The following is a 14,856-nucleotide window of genomic DNA, read 5'->3' on the forward strand; positions in this document are numbered from 1 at the left end:
CGTTTATACTCCTCACCGGGTTTGTCTATCCTTATTCTACACATTCTCGGCGAAAAACTAAAAAGTTTTGGTGATTTTTTCTGTCTTGAAACATTTCACCAGCCGATATAGAATATAACAAGAACAAACGTTCCCTTGAGAAAGAAGGAGTTACCATGGCGCATTTGCAGCCGGAAGGATATGAATTGATAGAGCGGGCTCTCTTTTTGCCTATGGTCATTACCATTTTAAACCGCGATCTCGGCGGAATTGAGAAAAGCTCATTAAAATTGAAACACCCTTATATACAACTTATCAACGAATCATTAAAAATAGCACAAAAGGATCTGATTGAGGTCAGAAAAGAGCTGAGGAAAAGAAAAATCGCCATCCACGAGGCTGAGCGCGATGAAGCCTTTACGCTTTATTTATTTGTCATCGATGGCTACGAAGAAAAACACCGCTATTTTAACCCGCGAATCCGGGAGCAAGTAAGCAGTTTGTTAACATTCTATTTATTTGCGCCGGACTCGCCATGAGTCTTTCGAATCATTCTGTATTCCCCTCCTTGCGCCCGTCCCCCCTTCTAGCTCCTCAAAAATAAATTTCTGACAATTCGCACTATACAAACAAAATAAATTTATTTATAATTCGTACCACAGCCTTTCACTCCCCAAAAAATGACATGTGCCGCCAAATTAGCGACATGATTTGCAGCCTGCACATGACACGCACCGCCCAACTTTTAATCAAAGGAGGATTTTATGAAACTGATTCACATTCTTGCCGCTTTGCCCTTCATCGGACTTTTGCTTGGCATCCCTTTTGCAAACAAAGTGACACCCTATCTGTTTGGCATGCCATTCATTCTCGCCTATGTCGTCATGTGGGCTTTGCTGACCTCTGTCCTGATGGCGATCGTATATGTCCTCGACAAAGAAAATAAAAGGGAGGAAGCAGAATGAACGCAGCTCTCATCATCATTTTCGGTGTCCTGCTATTCAGCATGTTTCTCGGCGTACGCGCCCAAAAAGGAAAAGACATGGACCTTGAGCAGTGGACGGTTGGAGGCCGCGGCTTCGGTACTGTTTTTGTTTTCCTATTGATGGCAGGAGAGATTTATACGACGTTTACATTTCTCGGCGGAAGCGGCTGGGCTTACGGAAAAGGCGGGCCGGCCTTTTACATCATCGCCTACGGCTGTCTGGCCTATATTCTTTCTTATTGGCTCCTGCCGGCGGTATGGTCCTATGCGAAACAGCATAAGCTGATGTCGCAGTCCGATTTTTTCATCAAAAAGTACAACAGCCCGCTGCTTGGTGTGCTCGTCTCACTTGTCGGCATTGCCGCGCTTATTCCTTATCTCGTGCTGCAGCTGAAAGGGCTTGGATTGATTGTATCGGAAACGTCTTACGGAAAAATTTCTCCTACTGCTGCCATTTGGATCGGCGTCATTTCAATCACAGTTTACGTTATGGTATCCGGCATCCACGGGTCCGCCTGGATATCCGTTGTCAAAGACATCATGATTTTGGCCGTCGTTTTATTCTTAGGCATATATCTGCCGATTCATTATTACGGCGGATTTCAAGACATGTTTCAGCAGATTGAAAACGCAAATCCCGGTTTTATTACCCTGCCCGAAACAGGGCAAAGTGCTGCATGGTTCAGTTCAACCGTGCTGCTGACGGCGCTGGGCTTTTATATGTGGCCCCATACGTTTTCCGCTTCCTATTCAGCAGTAAACCCAAAAGTCTTTCGAAAAAACGCCATTATTATGCCTTTATACCAGCTGGTCCTTCTATTTGTCCTTTTCGTCGGCTTTGCGGCTATCCTGCAAGTTCCCGGTCTGAAAGGCGCAGACGCGGATTTATCACTTTTGAGACTGTCTCTTCAAACCTTTGATCCTTGGTTTGTCGGAATCATCGGTGCAGCCGGACTGCTGACAGCGCTTGTGCCGGGTTCCATGATTTTAATGTCGGCCTCCACTTTGTTTGCCAAAAATGTTTATCAAGTGTTTGCTCCCCGCACGACGGAACAGCAGGTGTCATTATTAGCTAAATGTTTAGTGCCTGTGATTGCGCTGATTGCTGTGTACTTTACTTTCAAAGGCGGGAACACAATCGTTACGCTTCTCCTTATGGGATACAGCCTCGTCACACAGCTATTTCCGGCCCTGCTGTTCAGCCTGTTCAAGCATAAGATCGTGACCAAACAAGGAGCCTTTGCCGGCATTATAACGGGAGTCGGAGCGGTTTCTTATATTACGGTTACGGAAACAACAATCAGCACTTTATTTCCGGCGCTGCCGCAAGCGGCGAAAGACCTAAACGTCGGCATTGTCGCTTTGCTGCTGAATGTTACGGTCATGATGGCGGTCAGTCTCGTGACAAGAAAAACGAAAAGCGCAGCTGCTGATCAAGCCGCTTAAACAAGAAAAAAGCAATCTGGACGGGACTGACCCCATAAGATGAGACAAATAAAAAACACCTTCAAGTTTGAAAACGGATAGTTGTTATCCTTAAATAAGACTTGGAGGTGTTTTTTGTATGGGAACAAGAGTGAGTTATCCGATTGAAGTCAAACAGAAGGCTGTAGAAATGAGATTGGCAGGCGTGCCTACGAAAGAGATCATGCAGGAATTGAATATCAAGAATAAGACGCAGGTTCAGACATGGGTTAGATGGCATAAGGCTGGGGATACACATCGATTCGAACAGCCTGTTGGTAAGCAATACACTTACGGAAAAGGTCCGGAGTATTCTTCCGAATTAGAGAAACTGCAGGCAGAGAACCGTTATCTGAGACAACAGAATGAAGTTCTAAAAAAGGACAACGAATTGGAAAGGAAGTTGATAGCCAAACGTCAGTTGAACTTGTAGAAGTATTGCACGGCACAATGACCGTACAGAATATCTGTGTTCATTTAGGTATCTCACGAGCGTCTTATTATCGTTGGAAGAAGAACCTGATGAAAGATCATCCCAAGTGCCATTTGGAAAAACAAATCGGCACGTTGTGCCGAGAGCACAAGTATCGATATGGATATCGAAAAATTACAGCTATATTAAAAAAGGAAATGCGTATTAACCATAAAACGGTTCAGCGTATCATGCAGAAAAATCAGTGGCAGTGCCGGGTTAAGGTGAAAAAGCGCAAGAAGAATGGGCAGCCATATGCCGTGGTTGATAATATATTAGATCGGAACTTTCAGTCCGATCATCCTCTTGAAAAACTAGTAACGGATATCACGTATTTGCCTTATGGACAGAAACAATTGTACCTTTCCAGTATATTGGATGTATACAATGGAGAAGTAATTGCTTTCACGATTGGAGATAAGCAGGACACAGACTTTGTCTTAAACACACTTGATCAGCTGCCAACACTGCCTCAGAACTGCGTGTTACATAGTGACCAAGGATCTGTGTATACATCTTATGAGTATCAGAAAGCTGTTAAAACAAAAGGCATTACCATGAGCATGTCCCGCAAAGGGACGCCCGCTGATAATGCCTCCATCGAATCGTTTCATTCCTCACTAAAGTCTGAAACGTTCTATCTTAACAGTATTGATCGAACCACGACCGCCATCGTAGAACGCACTGTCAAAGAATACATTTATTATTATAACAACATTCGTATTCAAACGAAACTAAACAGCCAATCACCGATAAGCTATCGGCAATTGGCTGTATAAAAGGTGTTTTGATCCCTGTCTCAAAAACGGGGGTCAGTCCCGACAACAGATTGCTTTTTTCTTTAGCGTTCGCAGGCGATAAAATCTTTATCACGGTCGCTCTTTTTATTGGCGTCATAAAGCGCCTTAGATACGTAAGGCTTGTACTTCGTTTTTCCGCCTTTATTTTTCACCTTGGACGTACGGGCTACCCCGCCTTTGTACACTTTGTTTAATTCCTTGCAGTTCTTATACGTCTTTACCTTCGTTTTGGCTTCCGCCACATGGTCAGCTCCGTATGAAAAACCGAAAACGAGACCGAGTGACAGCAAAAGCGCCGCGGCTTTTTTCATGACAATATACTCCCCCATACCCAATATTTAGTTGTTTTATAGCGATTTTATCATAATTCAATTCGTCATATTTTACAAGATAAATATGGAAGGAGCGGCAGTTTTTTTGCTTTCTTTGTCTTGCAGAGATGCAAACTGCCAAAACATGTTTTTCTCACTTTGCTCAAGGGTACACATACGAATGTACACCACACAAAAAGGAGCGTTGATGATGTCTGATACAAAACGAAACAATCCTTTAACAGCATTTTTTCACGATGAATTTCCTGAACAATACCAAGAACCGCCCGGTCTGCAGCAAAAAATGAAGCCGGTTCCGGACTGCGGAGAAAAAAGCTATAAAGGAGCTGGCAAACTAAATGGCCGAAAAGCTCTTGTCACCGGCGGTGATTCCGGTATTGGCCGCGCTGCCGCCATCGCATATGCGCGGGAAGGCGCCGATGTGGCAATCAACTATTTGCCCGCGGAACAGCCTGATGCAGAAGAAGTAAAAGAACTGATTGAAGCAGAAGGACGCAAGGCAGTCCTGATTCCAGGTGATCTGAGTGACGAATCGTTTTGTCACGATTTAGTCAAACAAGCGCATAACGAACTCGGCGGGCTGGATGTGTTAGCGCTCGTTGCCGGTAAACAGCAAGCAGTGCAAAACATCGAAGACCTTCCTACTGAACAAATCTATAAGACGTTTGAAGTGAACGTCTTCTCGCTATATTGGGTTGTTAAAGCGGCACTTCCGTATTTGCCGGAGGGCGCGTCTATTATTACCACAACTTCAGTTGAAGGCTACAATCCAAGCCCGATGCTGTTAGATTACGCGGCGACGAAAAACGCCATTATCGGCTTTACCGTTGCGCTCGGAAAACAGCTGGCGCCCAAAGGCATCAGAGTGAACTCTGTTGCGCCAGGACCAATCTGGACTCCGCTGCAAATTTCCGGCGGACAGCCAACTGAAAACATTCCGAAATTCGGCAAAGGGACGCCGCCGTCACCATTAAACCGCGCGGGACAGCCGGCGGAACTGGCAGATGTTTATGTATTCTTAGCTTCAGAGAATTCAAGCTATGTGACATCTCAAATATACGGCATCACCGGCGGAATTCCGACGGCCTGATCGTTAGAAGGGGCTCTCCTTATTTTACTGGAGTGCTCCTTTTTAATATCGATATCCAGACTCTACAATTTGAGGTTACATATTAATCACGTTTGGAAACTTGTAAATTTTGTTAACTTCTTGCTAACAAAAAGGATTTTCCAATTAATTGAAGTAATTTAACTATGTATTAAAAAAAGGAGGAATAACAATGAATAAAAAAATCCTTTCAGGAGCATTAGCTGTCGGACTACTAGTGACAGGAGGCACAAATGTTTTTGCAGCTGAAAACCACACACCAGCACAAAAAGCATCCTCAATTAAACCGATGAGTGCTGCTTATACAACCGTAACGGCTAGCAACAATCAGGTTACCTTATCAATCAACGGACTATCAAACCCATTCACATCCAAATACTATAATATGGTAGCTTGGACAACTGATGGCGGCCAACCTGACAGCACGAAAAGCAATATCTTAGCAACTAAAAGAGCCGGAGATACAACGTCTATCACTTTATCCCTTGATGAAGTAAAAAGAAAATTGGGTACTGGAACAAGAATTTATGGATGGGCGCAAGCAGCAAATGGAACTTGGTACACCTGCGGAAGTGACTCAATTTCCCTTTAACAATTGATCATTTAATAAAGAGCTCAATACATTTTAACGTATTGAGCTCTTTTATTTCACCAACACTTTTTTATTTCTGGAATGCCTTAGCTAAATTTCCCTTAAAAAGTTTATGTTGCATCAACATTGCAAAGCACTCTCAAATCCACTTTTATCCTTCTAATACCGCTCCCCAAGCTCACGCAAAATAAAATCATAAATCATCTTCGTCCGCTCTTCCTTCGGATACAGCATAAATTCCTGCCGTTTCGGGACACGGTGTTCGATTCTGTCCTGAAATTTGGTTCTGAGCCAGGCTGTCCGGTATACCTGATTCTCGAACGAATTGCAGGAGACCGGCAGTTCCATCGTTTTTCCGTTTGAAAACGTCACTTCCGTATCGTCGAATTCAGTCGGTTTGAATTCTTTTACATGCACATGGGAAATCCAGCCGCATTGGGGTCTAGTCGAAGAAAGTGTAGGGAATAAAAAGATTTGGTTCGAAGGGTCCACCATGATTGGCGGTTTGTGAGAAATTTTTGTCACTTCATAAGTTCCCGCTTTTCTTCCCGCGTAGCTTGATCCGAAAAATCGGCAGCTTCGGTCGACAATTTGCAGCGGCTTCATGCTGACGTAAAACATACAGTCTTTTTCAATGATTTTTGAACAGATTTTGCCGTCGATTTCTTCTGGCAAAACGGCAATTGTTGCGCTGTTTACTTCATACGATTCTAATGGTGCGTCAGTTTTCTGACTCATGTTATGGCCTCCATCCTTTTTCTGCAAAATTTATACTAATAATCTATCATCTGTGTTTATAAAACGACAGGATTTTTTAACAAATGAACTAAAATCATCTTTTATTTATATTTTTTAGTTCTATTTTACTAGTAATAACCCGATTTTACTTTACTGCATGATTTCAGATCACAGCATTTCGCAGGATATGTCGGTAGATTGCCAAGTATTAGTTGTCTAAAGATTATAAAAATTTATTGATTTTTTCGACCGTTATCCATATACTATAAAAAAGGCATTGGGGGGATTCTTTATGAAAGAGAAAAAGTCGTACACTGAGCTCATGAAGTCCCGCAACACGCAAAAAACAAAAGAATTTGATGTAACAATGATGGATATTTACATTCAAATGGTGCTCGATGAATCCTTGTTTAAGCGTCGGTTGACCATGCTGACTGACGAAATCAACAAAGCCTTGGACGAAAAAGATAAAGATGCGTTTCTTACGCTCTCTAAAGAATATGCAGCGCTCAAACAGAGCGAATAAGCCAATCCTTAAGGATTGGCTTTTTTAATTACCCATTTACAATCGTTCCCCCGTTGACATGAATGGTCTGACCGGTGACGTAAGTAGAATCATCGCTGGCAAGATATAAATAGCTCGGTGCCACTTCCACCGGTTGGCCCGGCCGTTCCATCGGCACATCCGAACCAAACACTTCCACATCTTTTGCAGCAAAGCTGGCCGGAATGAGCGGTGTCCAGATTGGCCCCGGCGCAACCGCATTGACACGAATGCCTTGCTGGACAAGCGATTGGGAAAGAGATCTCGTAAAAGAGACAATGGCTCCTTTCGTCGCTGAGTAATCGATCAGTGTTTTATTGCCTTTGTACGCGGTGATCGATGCTGTATTGATAATACTGCTTCCTTTTTTCAAATGAGGCAGCACAGCCTTCGTTAAATAAAACATAGAGAAAATGTTCGTCTGGAAGGTTCTGATCAGCTGGTGGCTAGTGATTTTTTTAATGCTCGGCTGCACATGCTGCTCAGCGGCATTATTAACCAAAATATCTATGGTTGGAAAAGCCTGGCTGGCCTGTCTTACCACTTCATTACAAAAAGCTTCATCTCCGACATCTCCTGCAATCAGCAGGCACTTCACCCCTTCTTTCTCCACATACTCCTTTGTTTCTTCGGCGTCCTGATGTTCATTAAAATACACAATGACCACATTCGCCCCTTCTTTTGCGAATAACACCGATACAGCGCGTCCGATCCCGCTGTCTCCGCCTGTAATAATGGCCGTTTTGCCCGCTAGTTTTTTTGCCTTCATCGGCTTATCAAATACCGGACGGGGATCCATCAGATATTCGAATCCCGGCTGCTGGTCCTGATGCTGCGGCGGCAATGTTTTCTTTTTCTCATTCGCCAATGCAATCACTCCTTTTCAACCCTATTATGGTATGAACAAAGCCTGCTTCCTATGTATGAAAAGATAGAAAATGGAAAAATTAAGAATAAATGATATTGGAGGTACAATGGTTTGGCTAATCAACCTTTTTCAAAAGAAGCTCCCGAAACATATTGGAGAACATCGGCGGACTTGCCTTCTTTTCCGGCGCTGCAAGAAGATACGGAATGTGATGTCACCATTATTGGAGGAGGCATTACAGGAATCACGACGGCCTATGAGCTGTCCAAAAGAGGCTTCCGTGTCGTTCTGATTGAAGCGAATCAGGTTCTCAATGGCACAACGGCCCACACAACGGCAAAAATTACAGCGCAGCACGACATGATTTATGATGAATTTATCCGCAATTTCGGACTAAACCACGCAAGGCTTTATTATGAAGCGAACCAGAATGCAATTGATTATATAAAAGGAATTGTTGATGAACTTCAGATCGATTGCGAATGGACCGAACAAGACGCTTACCTTTACACAACAAGTGAAGATGCTGTACAAAAAATCCGCACTGAGCATGAGGCATACACAAAACTCGGGATTGAAAGGGATCTCATAAAAGATCTTCCGCTTCCCGTCGGCTCTAAGCTGGCGCTCGTGATGAAGAATCAGGCCCAATTTCACCCGCTTCACTTTTTAACCGCGCTCCTTGATCAGATCGTGCAAAAAGGCGGACGGATTTATGAAGAGACTGTTGCGCTTGATATTAAAAAAGGAGAAATGCCTGAAGTTGTTACAAAAAGCCGGCACGCCATTAAAAGCCGATTTATCGTATGCTGCTCCCATTTCCCTTTTTATGACGGGGGCGGATTATATGCAACAAGAATGTATTCTGACAGATCCTATGTCCTCGCCGTCAAGCCGAAGATCGACTATCCTGAGGGCATGTATTTAAGTATAGACCAGCCGTCAGTTGCGCTTCGCTACACCATTGTAAACGGAGAAAAGCTGATTCTCTTCAGCGGAGTAAGCCATAAAACAGGCCAAGGCAAAGACATGTCGACCCATTACGAAACGCTGAGACAATTGGCAGAAAGCACAATTGGAATCGAAAGCATTCCCTATTACTGGTCCACACAAGATCTCGTGACAATCGATAAAATCCCATTCATCGGGCCTATGTCTGAAAACGAAGACAATATTCTCGTTGCGACCGGCTTCAAAAAATGGGGCATGACATCATCAGCTGTCGCAGCTCAGCTTTTGTCAGACCTTGTGGAGAAAAAAGACAATCCATATGAGAGCATTTTTACACCATCTCGTTTCCATCTGAATCCCGGCTTGCAAAAGGTGATTTCTTACAATGCAGATGTGGCTAAGCATTTCATTAAAGGGAAGCTTGAAAAACCGGACGTCGAGTTTGAAGAGATCGCGCCAGGTGAAGGAAAAGCCGTCACCATTAACGGCAGACGCGCGGGGGCATTCAGAGATGAAACGGGCTGCCTGCATCTTGTTGATACAACCTGCACCCATTTAGGCTGTGAAGTGGAATGGAACGATGGAGAGCACACATGGGATTGTCCGTGCCACGGATCACGCTTTAAACCAACTGGCGAGGTAGTCGAAGGACCGGCCATCAAACCACTAAAACAAATTGACCTTGATTAAACCGTTCATATAACTGAACGGTTTTTTTATAAATAATTTCTATCTGCCGTCTTCATTCGTGCTTCCCTTGACCGATAAAAAAGAAAAAGGCTTAAAAAGCCAAAAGATAAAATTATATTTTCCCAAGGGGGATCACTGTATTGTTATTTAAAAAAGATAGAAAAAAAGAAACGGCTTATTTTTCAGATTCAAACAACCAGCAAAAAAACCGCATTCAGCTCACAAACAAGTTCTCAGATGTGAAAAAACAGCTCAAAATGGTCAGACTGGGAGATCCAGAGCTGCACGTGCTGCAGGAGCTACAGCCCTTAATCCAAGAAAACATTGTTTACATCGTTGACGCTTTCTATAAAAATCTCGATCATGAAAGCTCATTAATGGATATCATTAACGACCACAGCTCAGTTGACCGCTTAAAACAAACGTTAAAACGGCATATTCAAGAAATGTTTGCCGGTGTCATTGATGATGAATTTATTGAAAAACGAAATAAAATTGCTTCTATCCATTTACGAATCGGCCTTCTGCCAAAATGGTACATGGGGGCGTTTCAGGAATTGCTTCTATCAATGATTGACATTTATGAAAAATCAATAACAGATCACCAGGAACTGCTGAAAGCAATCAAAGCAACAACTAAAATCTTGAACTTAGAACAGCAGCTTGTCCTTGAAGCGTTTCAGAATGAGTACAACCAAACCCGAGATGAACAAGAAGAAAGGAAAAATCTTCTGCATCAGAGAATCCAAGAAACCTCCGGGTCGATCGCAAATCTGTTTTCAGAAACGAGCCGATCCGTTCAAGAGCTTGTTGACAAATCTGAAGGCATTTCCGAAGCATCCAAAGCCGGCACAGTGACATCCAGCACCGTTGAAGAAAAGTCGATCGGCGGGAAAAAAGAGCTTGAAATCCAGCAAAAACAGATGAACCAGATCGATACAAGCCTCGTCCAAATCGAAAAAGAAATGGTCAAGCTGGATGAAATCGCACAGCAAATTGAAAAAATCTTCGGCATCGTCACAGGCATCGCCGAACAAACGAATCTTCTGTCGCTAAACGCATCTATTGAATCAGCCCGTGCAGGCGAACACGGCAAAGGCTTTGCCGTTGTGGCAAATGAGGTGCGAAAGCTGTCTGAAGATACGAAAAAAACCGTTTCTACAGTGTCCGAGCTTGTGAACAACACCAATACACAAATCAACATCGTGTCGAAGCATATTAAAGACGTGAACGGGCTTGTCAGCGAAAGCAAAGAAAAAATGACACAAATTAACCGTTTATTCGATGAAATCGTTCACAGCATGAAAGTCAGCAAAGAACAATCAGGGAAAATTGACGTCGATCTGCAGGCCTTTCTCGGAGGGCTCCAGGAGGTCAGCCGCGCCGTTTCTCATGTGGCTGCTTCTGTTGATTCGCTTGTCATTCTTACAGAAGAATAATCATCAAAAACCGGCCGACCGCAGCAGGGCCGGTTTTTTTGCGACTCGTTTGTAAACCTCCATTAAAATTAAGTTGACATAAAAGCTGTCTGCATTTATTGTATAACCATATTTTATTCGTTAGTTGGAGGATTTCATATGAAATTACTAGACATGATGCACATTGCAATCTTTACTGCACTGATGGCAGTGCTTGGTTTTATCCCCCCTCTTTTCTTATCCTTTACACCTGTTCCCATTACACTGCAGACGCTCGGTGTCATGCTGGCCGGCAGCATTCTCAGACCCAAAGCCGCTTTTTTAAGCCAGCTTGTCTTTTTGCTGCTCGTCGCCTTTGGAGCGCCGCTATTGCCCGGCGGCCGCGGCGGGTTTGGCGTTTTTTTCGGACCGAGTGCGGGTTTTCTGATTGCTTATCCGTTCGCCTCATGGCTGATCAGCCTAACCGTTCACAGACTGCGTAAGGTGACAGTGTTCCGTCTCTTTTTCATTCATATTGTATTCGGCATCTTCTTTATTTACCTGCTTGGCATTCCTGTACAGGCTTTTATCATGCATATTGATCTGTTACAGGCCGGTTTTATAAGTCTTTCATTTGTGCCAGGCGATTTATTAAAAGCGGCAGCATCTGCGCTGCTTGCTATTAAGATCACCCAAGCCTTGTCTCTTTCTGATACGATGTATACAAGAGGAGGTTGACATTCTGTGACCATTACACATACATATCTATCCTTTGCCGATAAAAATCCAAGCCGGATTGCGATCCAGACTGAATCTGAACATATTACATATCGGGATTGGAACCGGCTCGTCACCCAAACTGCCAATTGGCTGCGGGCGCAGCCAAACGTTCCAAAACGTGTAGCCATCCTGCTCCCAAACAGCCTTGCATTTTTACAGCTGTTTGCCGGAGCTGCCGCGGCCGGATGTACGGCGGTTCCCATTGATACACGCTGGAGTGCGGCTGAATGCGGTGAGCGGCTGGCATTAAGCGGTGCTGATTTTGTGGTGGCTTCATCTCTTTTTAAAAACAAACTGACAGATTGTCTGACACCCGTAGTTTGGCTGGAAGACTGTATGGCGCATATCGCTGAGACATCCGCTGCCCCGGCCCCAGCCGTTGATCCGGAGCTTCCCTTTTATATGGGTTTTACGTCAGGCTCAACAGGCAAGCCGAAAGCATTTACGCGCTCTCATCGCTCTTGGGTTGAAAGCTTTCATTGTACAAAAACTGATTTTTTGGTCTCTTCAAATGACAAAGTTCTGATTCCGGGAACATTACTGTCCTCTCACTTTTTATACGGTGCTGTCAGCACTCTGTATCTCGGGGGAACCGTTTGTTTGCTTAAAAAATTCATTCCCGCTCAAACGAAGGAGTGGCTAACACAGAAATCCATCAGCGTACTCTATACCGTACCGACAATGACAGATGCCCTCGCCAACATTCACGCTTTTCCTGACAGCTCCGTTAAAATCATTTCTTCGGGAGCGGACTGGCCGGCAGCATCCAAGGAGAAGCTTGCATCCAAATGGCCTCATTTGAAGCTGTACGATTTTTACGGCACATCTGAGCTTAGCTTTGTTGCGTATCTCTCACCAGAAGACAGCAAACGAAAACCTCATTCAGCGGGCCGCCCTTTTCATAATGTCCGCATAGAGATCCGCAGCGCCGCAGGGGACCTCTGTCAGCCGGGGGAAATCGGGAAAATATTCGTCAAAAGCCCGATGAAGTTCTCAGGCTATGTAAACAGCCGCACACCAGATCAACCGGAATGGATGACAGTAGATGACATGGGCTATGTTGATGAAGAGGGATTTCTGTACATAGCAGGACGGGAAAACGGGATGATCGTATATGGCGGATTAAATATTTTCCCTGAAGAAGTTGAGCGCGTGCTTCTCTCCTGCCCAGAGGTTGAAAAAGCAGCTGTGGCAGGCATTCGGGACGAGTATTGGGGAGAAACCCCCGCGGCCGTCATTTGCGGGAATACAGACGCCAAAAAGCTGAAAGCCTGGTGCAAGCAAAAACTGGCATCCTACAAAATCCCGAAAAAATGGGTATTCACTGACAGTATGCCGGAAACAAGCAGCGGCAAAATCGCCCGTTCCAGCGTAAAAAAATGGCTGCGGGGTATGGTGGATTGAACGCGGTTATTGCAGATGCAAAACGAACGATTTTCGGAAAAGAAAACGGACTGCTGAAGCAGTTTCTGCCGGAGGATTTGGCCGCTCCTCTCATCAGCTGTCTCGGCCGAAAGTTAGAGGATCAAATTGACGAGGTGATTTTGGGAAACGCCACTGGCAGAGGCGGCAACCTCGCCCGGCTGTCAGCACTTCAAGCTGAACTTCCTTTATCTGTTCCCGGCATGACGATTGACAGACAATGCGGCTCCGGGCTTGAAGCAGTGCGTTCCGCATGCAATCTTATCAAAGCGGGTGCCGGAAACATTTATATCGCAGGCGGCGCAGAAAGCAGCAGCCGGTCGCCTTTTTCAGAAAGAGCCCGCTTTTCGCCGGACACTGTTGGTGATCCCGATATGGGCATGGCGGCCGAATATACAGCAGCACGCTATGCCATCCCAAGAAACATGCAGGACGAATACACACTTCTCAGCTATCAACGCAGCTGGAGTGCTCATACCGAAGGATTGTACCGTGAAGAGATTGTTCCTCTCGGGGAGTTGGAAACAGACGAAGCTTTTCTGAAAAGACGGCCGATGGAATCGATCATTTCTCGTGCAAAGCCGGTGTTTGACACCAGCTCCGGAACGGTTACAGCCGCCAATAGCAGCGGCATTTCAGATGGAGCGGCTGCACTCCTTGTCATGGAAGAGAAAAAAGCTGCATCCCTCGGCTATAAACCTGTGCTGCGCTTTATCGGAAGCGCCGTTAGCGGCATTCATCCCAACTATCCGTCCGCTGCGCCGATTGAAGCGATCAAAAAGCTTTTAGCTGCAAACGCGTTGACAAGTGACGATATCGGTTTATACGAAATCAACGAAGCCTTTGCCGTTAAAATATGTGTCTGCTCACAAGAACTTGGCATTCCCTATACGAAGATCAATGTGCGGGGCGGCGCGTTAGCTCTCGGCCATCCTTACGGCGCTTCCGGGGCGGCACTGGTCACCAGATTGTTTTATGAAGCGCAGAGACGGACAGGCTGTCAATATGCTGTTGCCGCCATCGGAAGCGGCGGCGGAATCGGCTTGGCTTTATTATTTGAGGTTTTGGCATAGGCTTTTTCATAGGATGCATGCCTCTGATTTAGTATAATAGCGATAAGATCAAAGTCAGGAAGGGGATTTTATGACAGCCGTTTGCTTAGTAAGACACGGAGAAACCGATTGGAACCTGCAGCAAAAATGCCAAGGGAAAACAGATATCCCGCTGAACGCGACAGGCGAACGCCAAGCAAAAGAAACCGGAGAATACTTAAAAGATTTCTCTTGGGATATCATTGTCACCAGCCCGCTGAAAAGAGCCAGAAGAACCGCGGACATTATTAATGAATACCTCAATCTTCCTATCGTCGAGATGGATGACTTTAAGGAGCGTGATTACGGGGACGCGGAGGGCATGCCGCTTGAAGAACGGACAAAGCGCTATCCGGACAAGAACTACCCAAACATGGAAACGCTAAAAGAGCTCACGGACAGGCTGATGGGCGGATTGGTGAAAGTAAACCGCGCATATCCAAATCAAAAGGTACTGATTGTCGCGCACGGCGCAGCGATTCACGCACTGCTGACAGAGATTTCCGGCGGTGATGCCGAGCTTCAAAATACGCGCCTTGTCAATGCCTGCCTCAGTAACATTGAATTTGCAGAAGAAAAATGGAAAATTAAAGATTATAACATCAATAGCCACTTATCCGGTTTTATTCAATAAGAAAAGACA

At 44.9% G+C, this 14,856-nt stretch carries 16 protein-coding genes and 1 pseudogene; 14 read left to right on the forward strand and 3 right to left on the reverse strand.

The annotated features are described in order from the left end of the window. Positions 1-155 precede the first annotated feature (155 nt). From WA325_RS16195 to WA325_RS16210, 4 genes are all read left to right on the forward strand, one after another. Positions 156-518 (forward strand): hypothetical protein, encoded by a 363-nt coding sequence (locus tag WA325_RS16195; protein ID WP_105953788.1) that lies wholly within the window; start codon positions 156-158, stop codon positions 516-518. A gap of 225 nt (positions 519-743) precedes the next feature. Next, positions 744-944, forward strand: coding sequence for a DUF3311 domain-containing protein (locus tag WA325_RS16200; protein ID WP_010333642.1), 201 nt, complete (start codon positions 744-746; stop codon positions 942-944). Further along, positions 941-2,410 (forward strand): sodium:solute symporter family protein, encoded by a 1,470-nt coding sequence (locus tag WA325_RS16205; protein WP_202852679.1) that lies wholly within the window; start codon positions 941-943, stop codon positions 2,408-2,410. Before WA325_RS16200 ends, WA325_RS16205 begins: the two co-directional genes overlap by 4 nt. A gap of 118 nt (positions 2,411-2,528) precedes the next feature. Continuing rightward, positions 2,529-3,679, forward strand: a protein-coding gene (locus WA325_RS16210) for an IS3 family transposase (RefSeq protein WP_336183946.1) whose coding sequence is annotated in 2 segments (ribosomal slippage) — positions 2,529-2,811 and positions 2,811-3,679 — 1,152 coding nt in all. Because the reading frame shifts where the segments join, the coding sequence is not laid out codon by codon here. Positions 3,680-3,741: 62 nt separating this feature from the next. Here the strand turns inward: WA325_RS16210 and WA325_RS16215 are convergent. Further along, entirely contained in the window at positions 3,742-4,011 is a 270-nt protein-coding gene (locus WA325_RS16215; protein WP_010333640.1) for an excalibur calcium-binding domain-containing protein, read from the reverse strand. Between the two features lie 211 nt (positions 4,012-4,222). On the opposite strand from WA325_RS16215, the gene WA325_RS16220 reads away from it, so the two are divergent. Together WA325_RS16220 and WA325_RS16225 are read left to right on the forward strand one after the other, a co-directional pair. Next, complete coding sequence (locus WA325_RS16220) at positions 4,223-5,122, forward strand: SDR family oxidoreductase (protein ID WP_202656869.1); 900 nt, start codon at positions 4,223-4,225, stop codon at positions 5,120-5,122. A gap of 190 nt (positions 5,123-5,312) precedes the next feature. Continuing rightward, on the forward strand, positions 5,313-5,732 hold the full coding sequence (locus tag WA325_RS16225; protein WP_095713685.1) for a hypothetical protein: 420 nt from the start codon (positions 5,313-5,315) through the stop codon (positions 5,730-5,732). A gap of 159 nt (positions 5,733-5,891) precedes the next feature. Here the strand turns inward: WA325_RS16225 and comK are convergent, their stop codons facing one another. After that, a complete protein-coding gene (gene comK, locus WA325_RS16230; RefSeq protein ID WP_024120818.1) occupies positions 5,892-6,470 on the reverse strand; it encodes a competence transcription factor ComK in 579 nt (192 codons plus the stop codon). Positions 6,471-6,762: 292 nt separating this feature from the next. Between comK and WA325_RS16235 the strand changes: the two genes are divergently transcribed. Beyond that, positions 6,763-6,996: an IDEAL domain-containing protein gene (locus WA325_RS16235; RefSeq protein ID WP_248338374.1), complete on the forward strand. Its 234-nt coding sequence runs from the start codon at positions 6,763-6,765 to the stop codon at positions 6,994-6,996. Positions 6,997-7,024: 28 nt separating this feature from the next. Here WA325_RS16235 and WA325_RS16240 read toward each other — a convergent pair whose 3' ends face one another. Further along, a complete protein-coding gene (locus tag WA325_RS16240; RefSeq protein WP_248338376.1) occupies positions 7,025-7,882 on the reverse strand; it encodes an SDR family oxidoreductase in 858 nt (285 codons plus the stop codon). A 111-nt stretch (positions 7,883-7,993) separates the two neighbouring features. Between WA325_RS16240 and WA325_RS16245 the strand changes: the two genes are divergently transcribed. The 7 genes and pseudogenes from WA325_RS16245 to WA325_RS16270 all read left to right on the forward strand — a co-directional run bounded on the left by WA325_RS16245 (position 7,994) and on the right by WA325_RS16270 (position 14,847). Next, positions 7,994-9,523, forward strand: a complete 1,530-nt coding sequence (locus tag WA325_RS16245; protein ID WP_336183947.1) for an FAD-dependent oxidoreductase — start codon at positions 7,994-7,996, stop codon at positions 9,521-9,523. Between the two features lie 257 nt (positions 9,524-9,780). Continuing rightward, positions 9,781-10,158: pseudogene (locus tag WA325_RS21475) on the forward strand (protoglobin domain-containing protein); the annotation flags it as partial. A gap of 9 nt (positions 10,159-10,167) precedes the next feature. After that, positions 10,168-10,962 carry a methyl-accepting chemotaxis protein gene (locus WA325_RS21480; protein ID WP_373271219.1) on the forward strand — a complete coding sequence of 265 codons (795 nt, stop codon included), beginning with the start codon at positions 10,168-10,170 and terminating at the stop codon, positions 10,960-10,962. 138 nt (positions 10,963-11,100) lie between these two features. Continuing rightward, positions 11,101-11,658 carry a biotin transporter BioY gene (locus tag WA325_RS16255; protein WP_105990540.1) on the forward strand — a complete coding sequence of 186 codons (558 nt, stop codon included), beginning with the start codon at positions 11,101-11,103 and terminating at the stop codon, positions 11,656-11,658. Between the two features lie 6 nt (positions 11,659-11,664). Continuing rightward, the gene (locus WA325_RS16260) at positions 11,665-13,104 is read left to right on the forward strand and encodes an acyl-CoA synthetase (RefSeq protein ID WP_336183949.1); all 1,440 of its coding nucleotides are present in this window, start codon (positions 11,665-11,667) and stop codon (positions 13,102-13,104) included. Continuing rightward, entirely contained in the window at positions 13,101-14,195 is a 1,095-nt protein-coding gene (locus tag WA325_RS16265; protein WP_336183950.1) for an acetyl-CoA C-acyltransferase, read from the forward strand. Before WA325_RS16260 ends, WA325_RS16265 begins: the two co-directional genes overlap by 4 nt. 70 nt (positions 14,196-14,265) lie before the next feature. Next, positions 14,266-14,847, forward strand: a complete 582-nt coding sequence (locus WA325_RS16270; protein WP_044156517.1) for a histidine phosphatase family protein — start codon at positions 14,266-14,268, stop codon at positions 14,845-14,847. The last annotated feature ends 9 nt before the right edge of the window (positions 14,848-14,856 follow it).

The organism is Bacillus sp. 205(2023) (assembly GCF_037027485.1).
In the GTDB taxonomy this organism is placed as follows: domain Bacteria; phylum Bacillota; class Bacilli; order Bacillales; family Bacillaceae; genus Bacillus; species Bacillus halotolerans.

What these genes read in the sequence shown, in the direction of transcription:
- WA325_RS16195 (WP_105953788.1), top strand. Translation starts at nt 156, where the DNA reads ATGGCGCATTTGCAGCCGGAAGGATATGAATTGATAGAGCGGGCTCTC.
- WA325_RS16200 (WP_010333642.1), top strand. Translation starts at nt 744, where the DNA reads ATGAAACTGATTCACATTCTTGCCGCTTTGCCCTTCATCGGACTTTTG.
- WA325_RS16205 (WP_202852679.1), top strand. Translation starts at nt 941, where the DNA reads ATGAACGCAGCTCTCATCATCATTTTCGGTGTCCTGCTATTCAGCATG.
- WA325_RS16215 (WP_010333640.1), bottom strand. Translation starts at nt 4,011, where the DNA reads ATGAAAAAAGCCGCGGCGCTTTTGCTGTCACTCGGTCTCGTTTTCGGT.
- WA325_RS16220 (WP_202656869.1), top strand. Translation starts at nt 4,223, where the DNA reads ATGTCTGATACAAAACGAAACAATCCTTTAACAGCATTTTTTCACGAT.
- WA325_RS16225 (WP_095713685.1), top strand. Translation starts at nt 5,313, where the DNA reads ATGAATAAAAAAATCCTTTCAGGAGCATTAGCTGTCGGACTACTAGTG.
- comK (WP_024120818.1), bottom strand. Translation starts at nt 6,470, where the DNA reads ATGAGTCAGAAAACTGACGCACCATTAGAATCGTATGAAGTAAACAGC.
- WA325_RS16235 (WP_248338374.1), top strand. Translation starts at nt 6,763, where the DNA reads ATGAAAGAGAAAAAGTCGTACACTGAGCTCATGAAGTCCCGCAACACG.
- WA325_RS16255 (WP_105990540.1), top strand. Translation starts at nt 11,101, where the DNA reads ATGAAATTACTAGACATGATGCACATTGCAATCTTTACTGCACTGATG.
- WA325_RS16270 (WP_044156517.1), top strand. Translation starts at nt 14,266, where the DNA reads ATGACAGCCGTTTGCTTAGTAAGACACGGAGAAACCGATTGGAACCTG.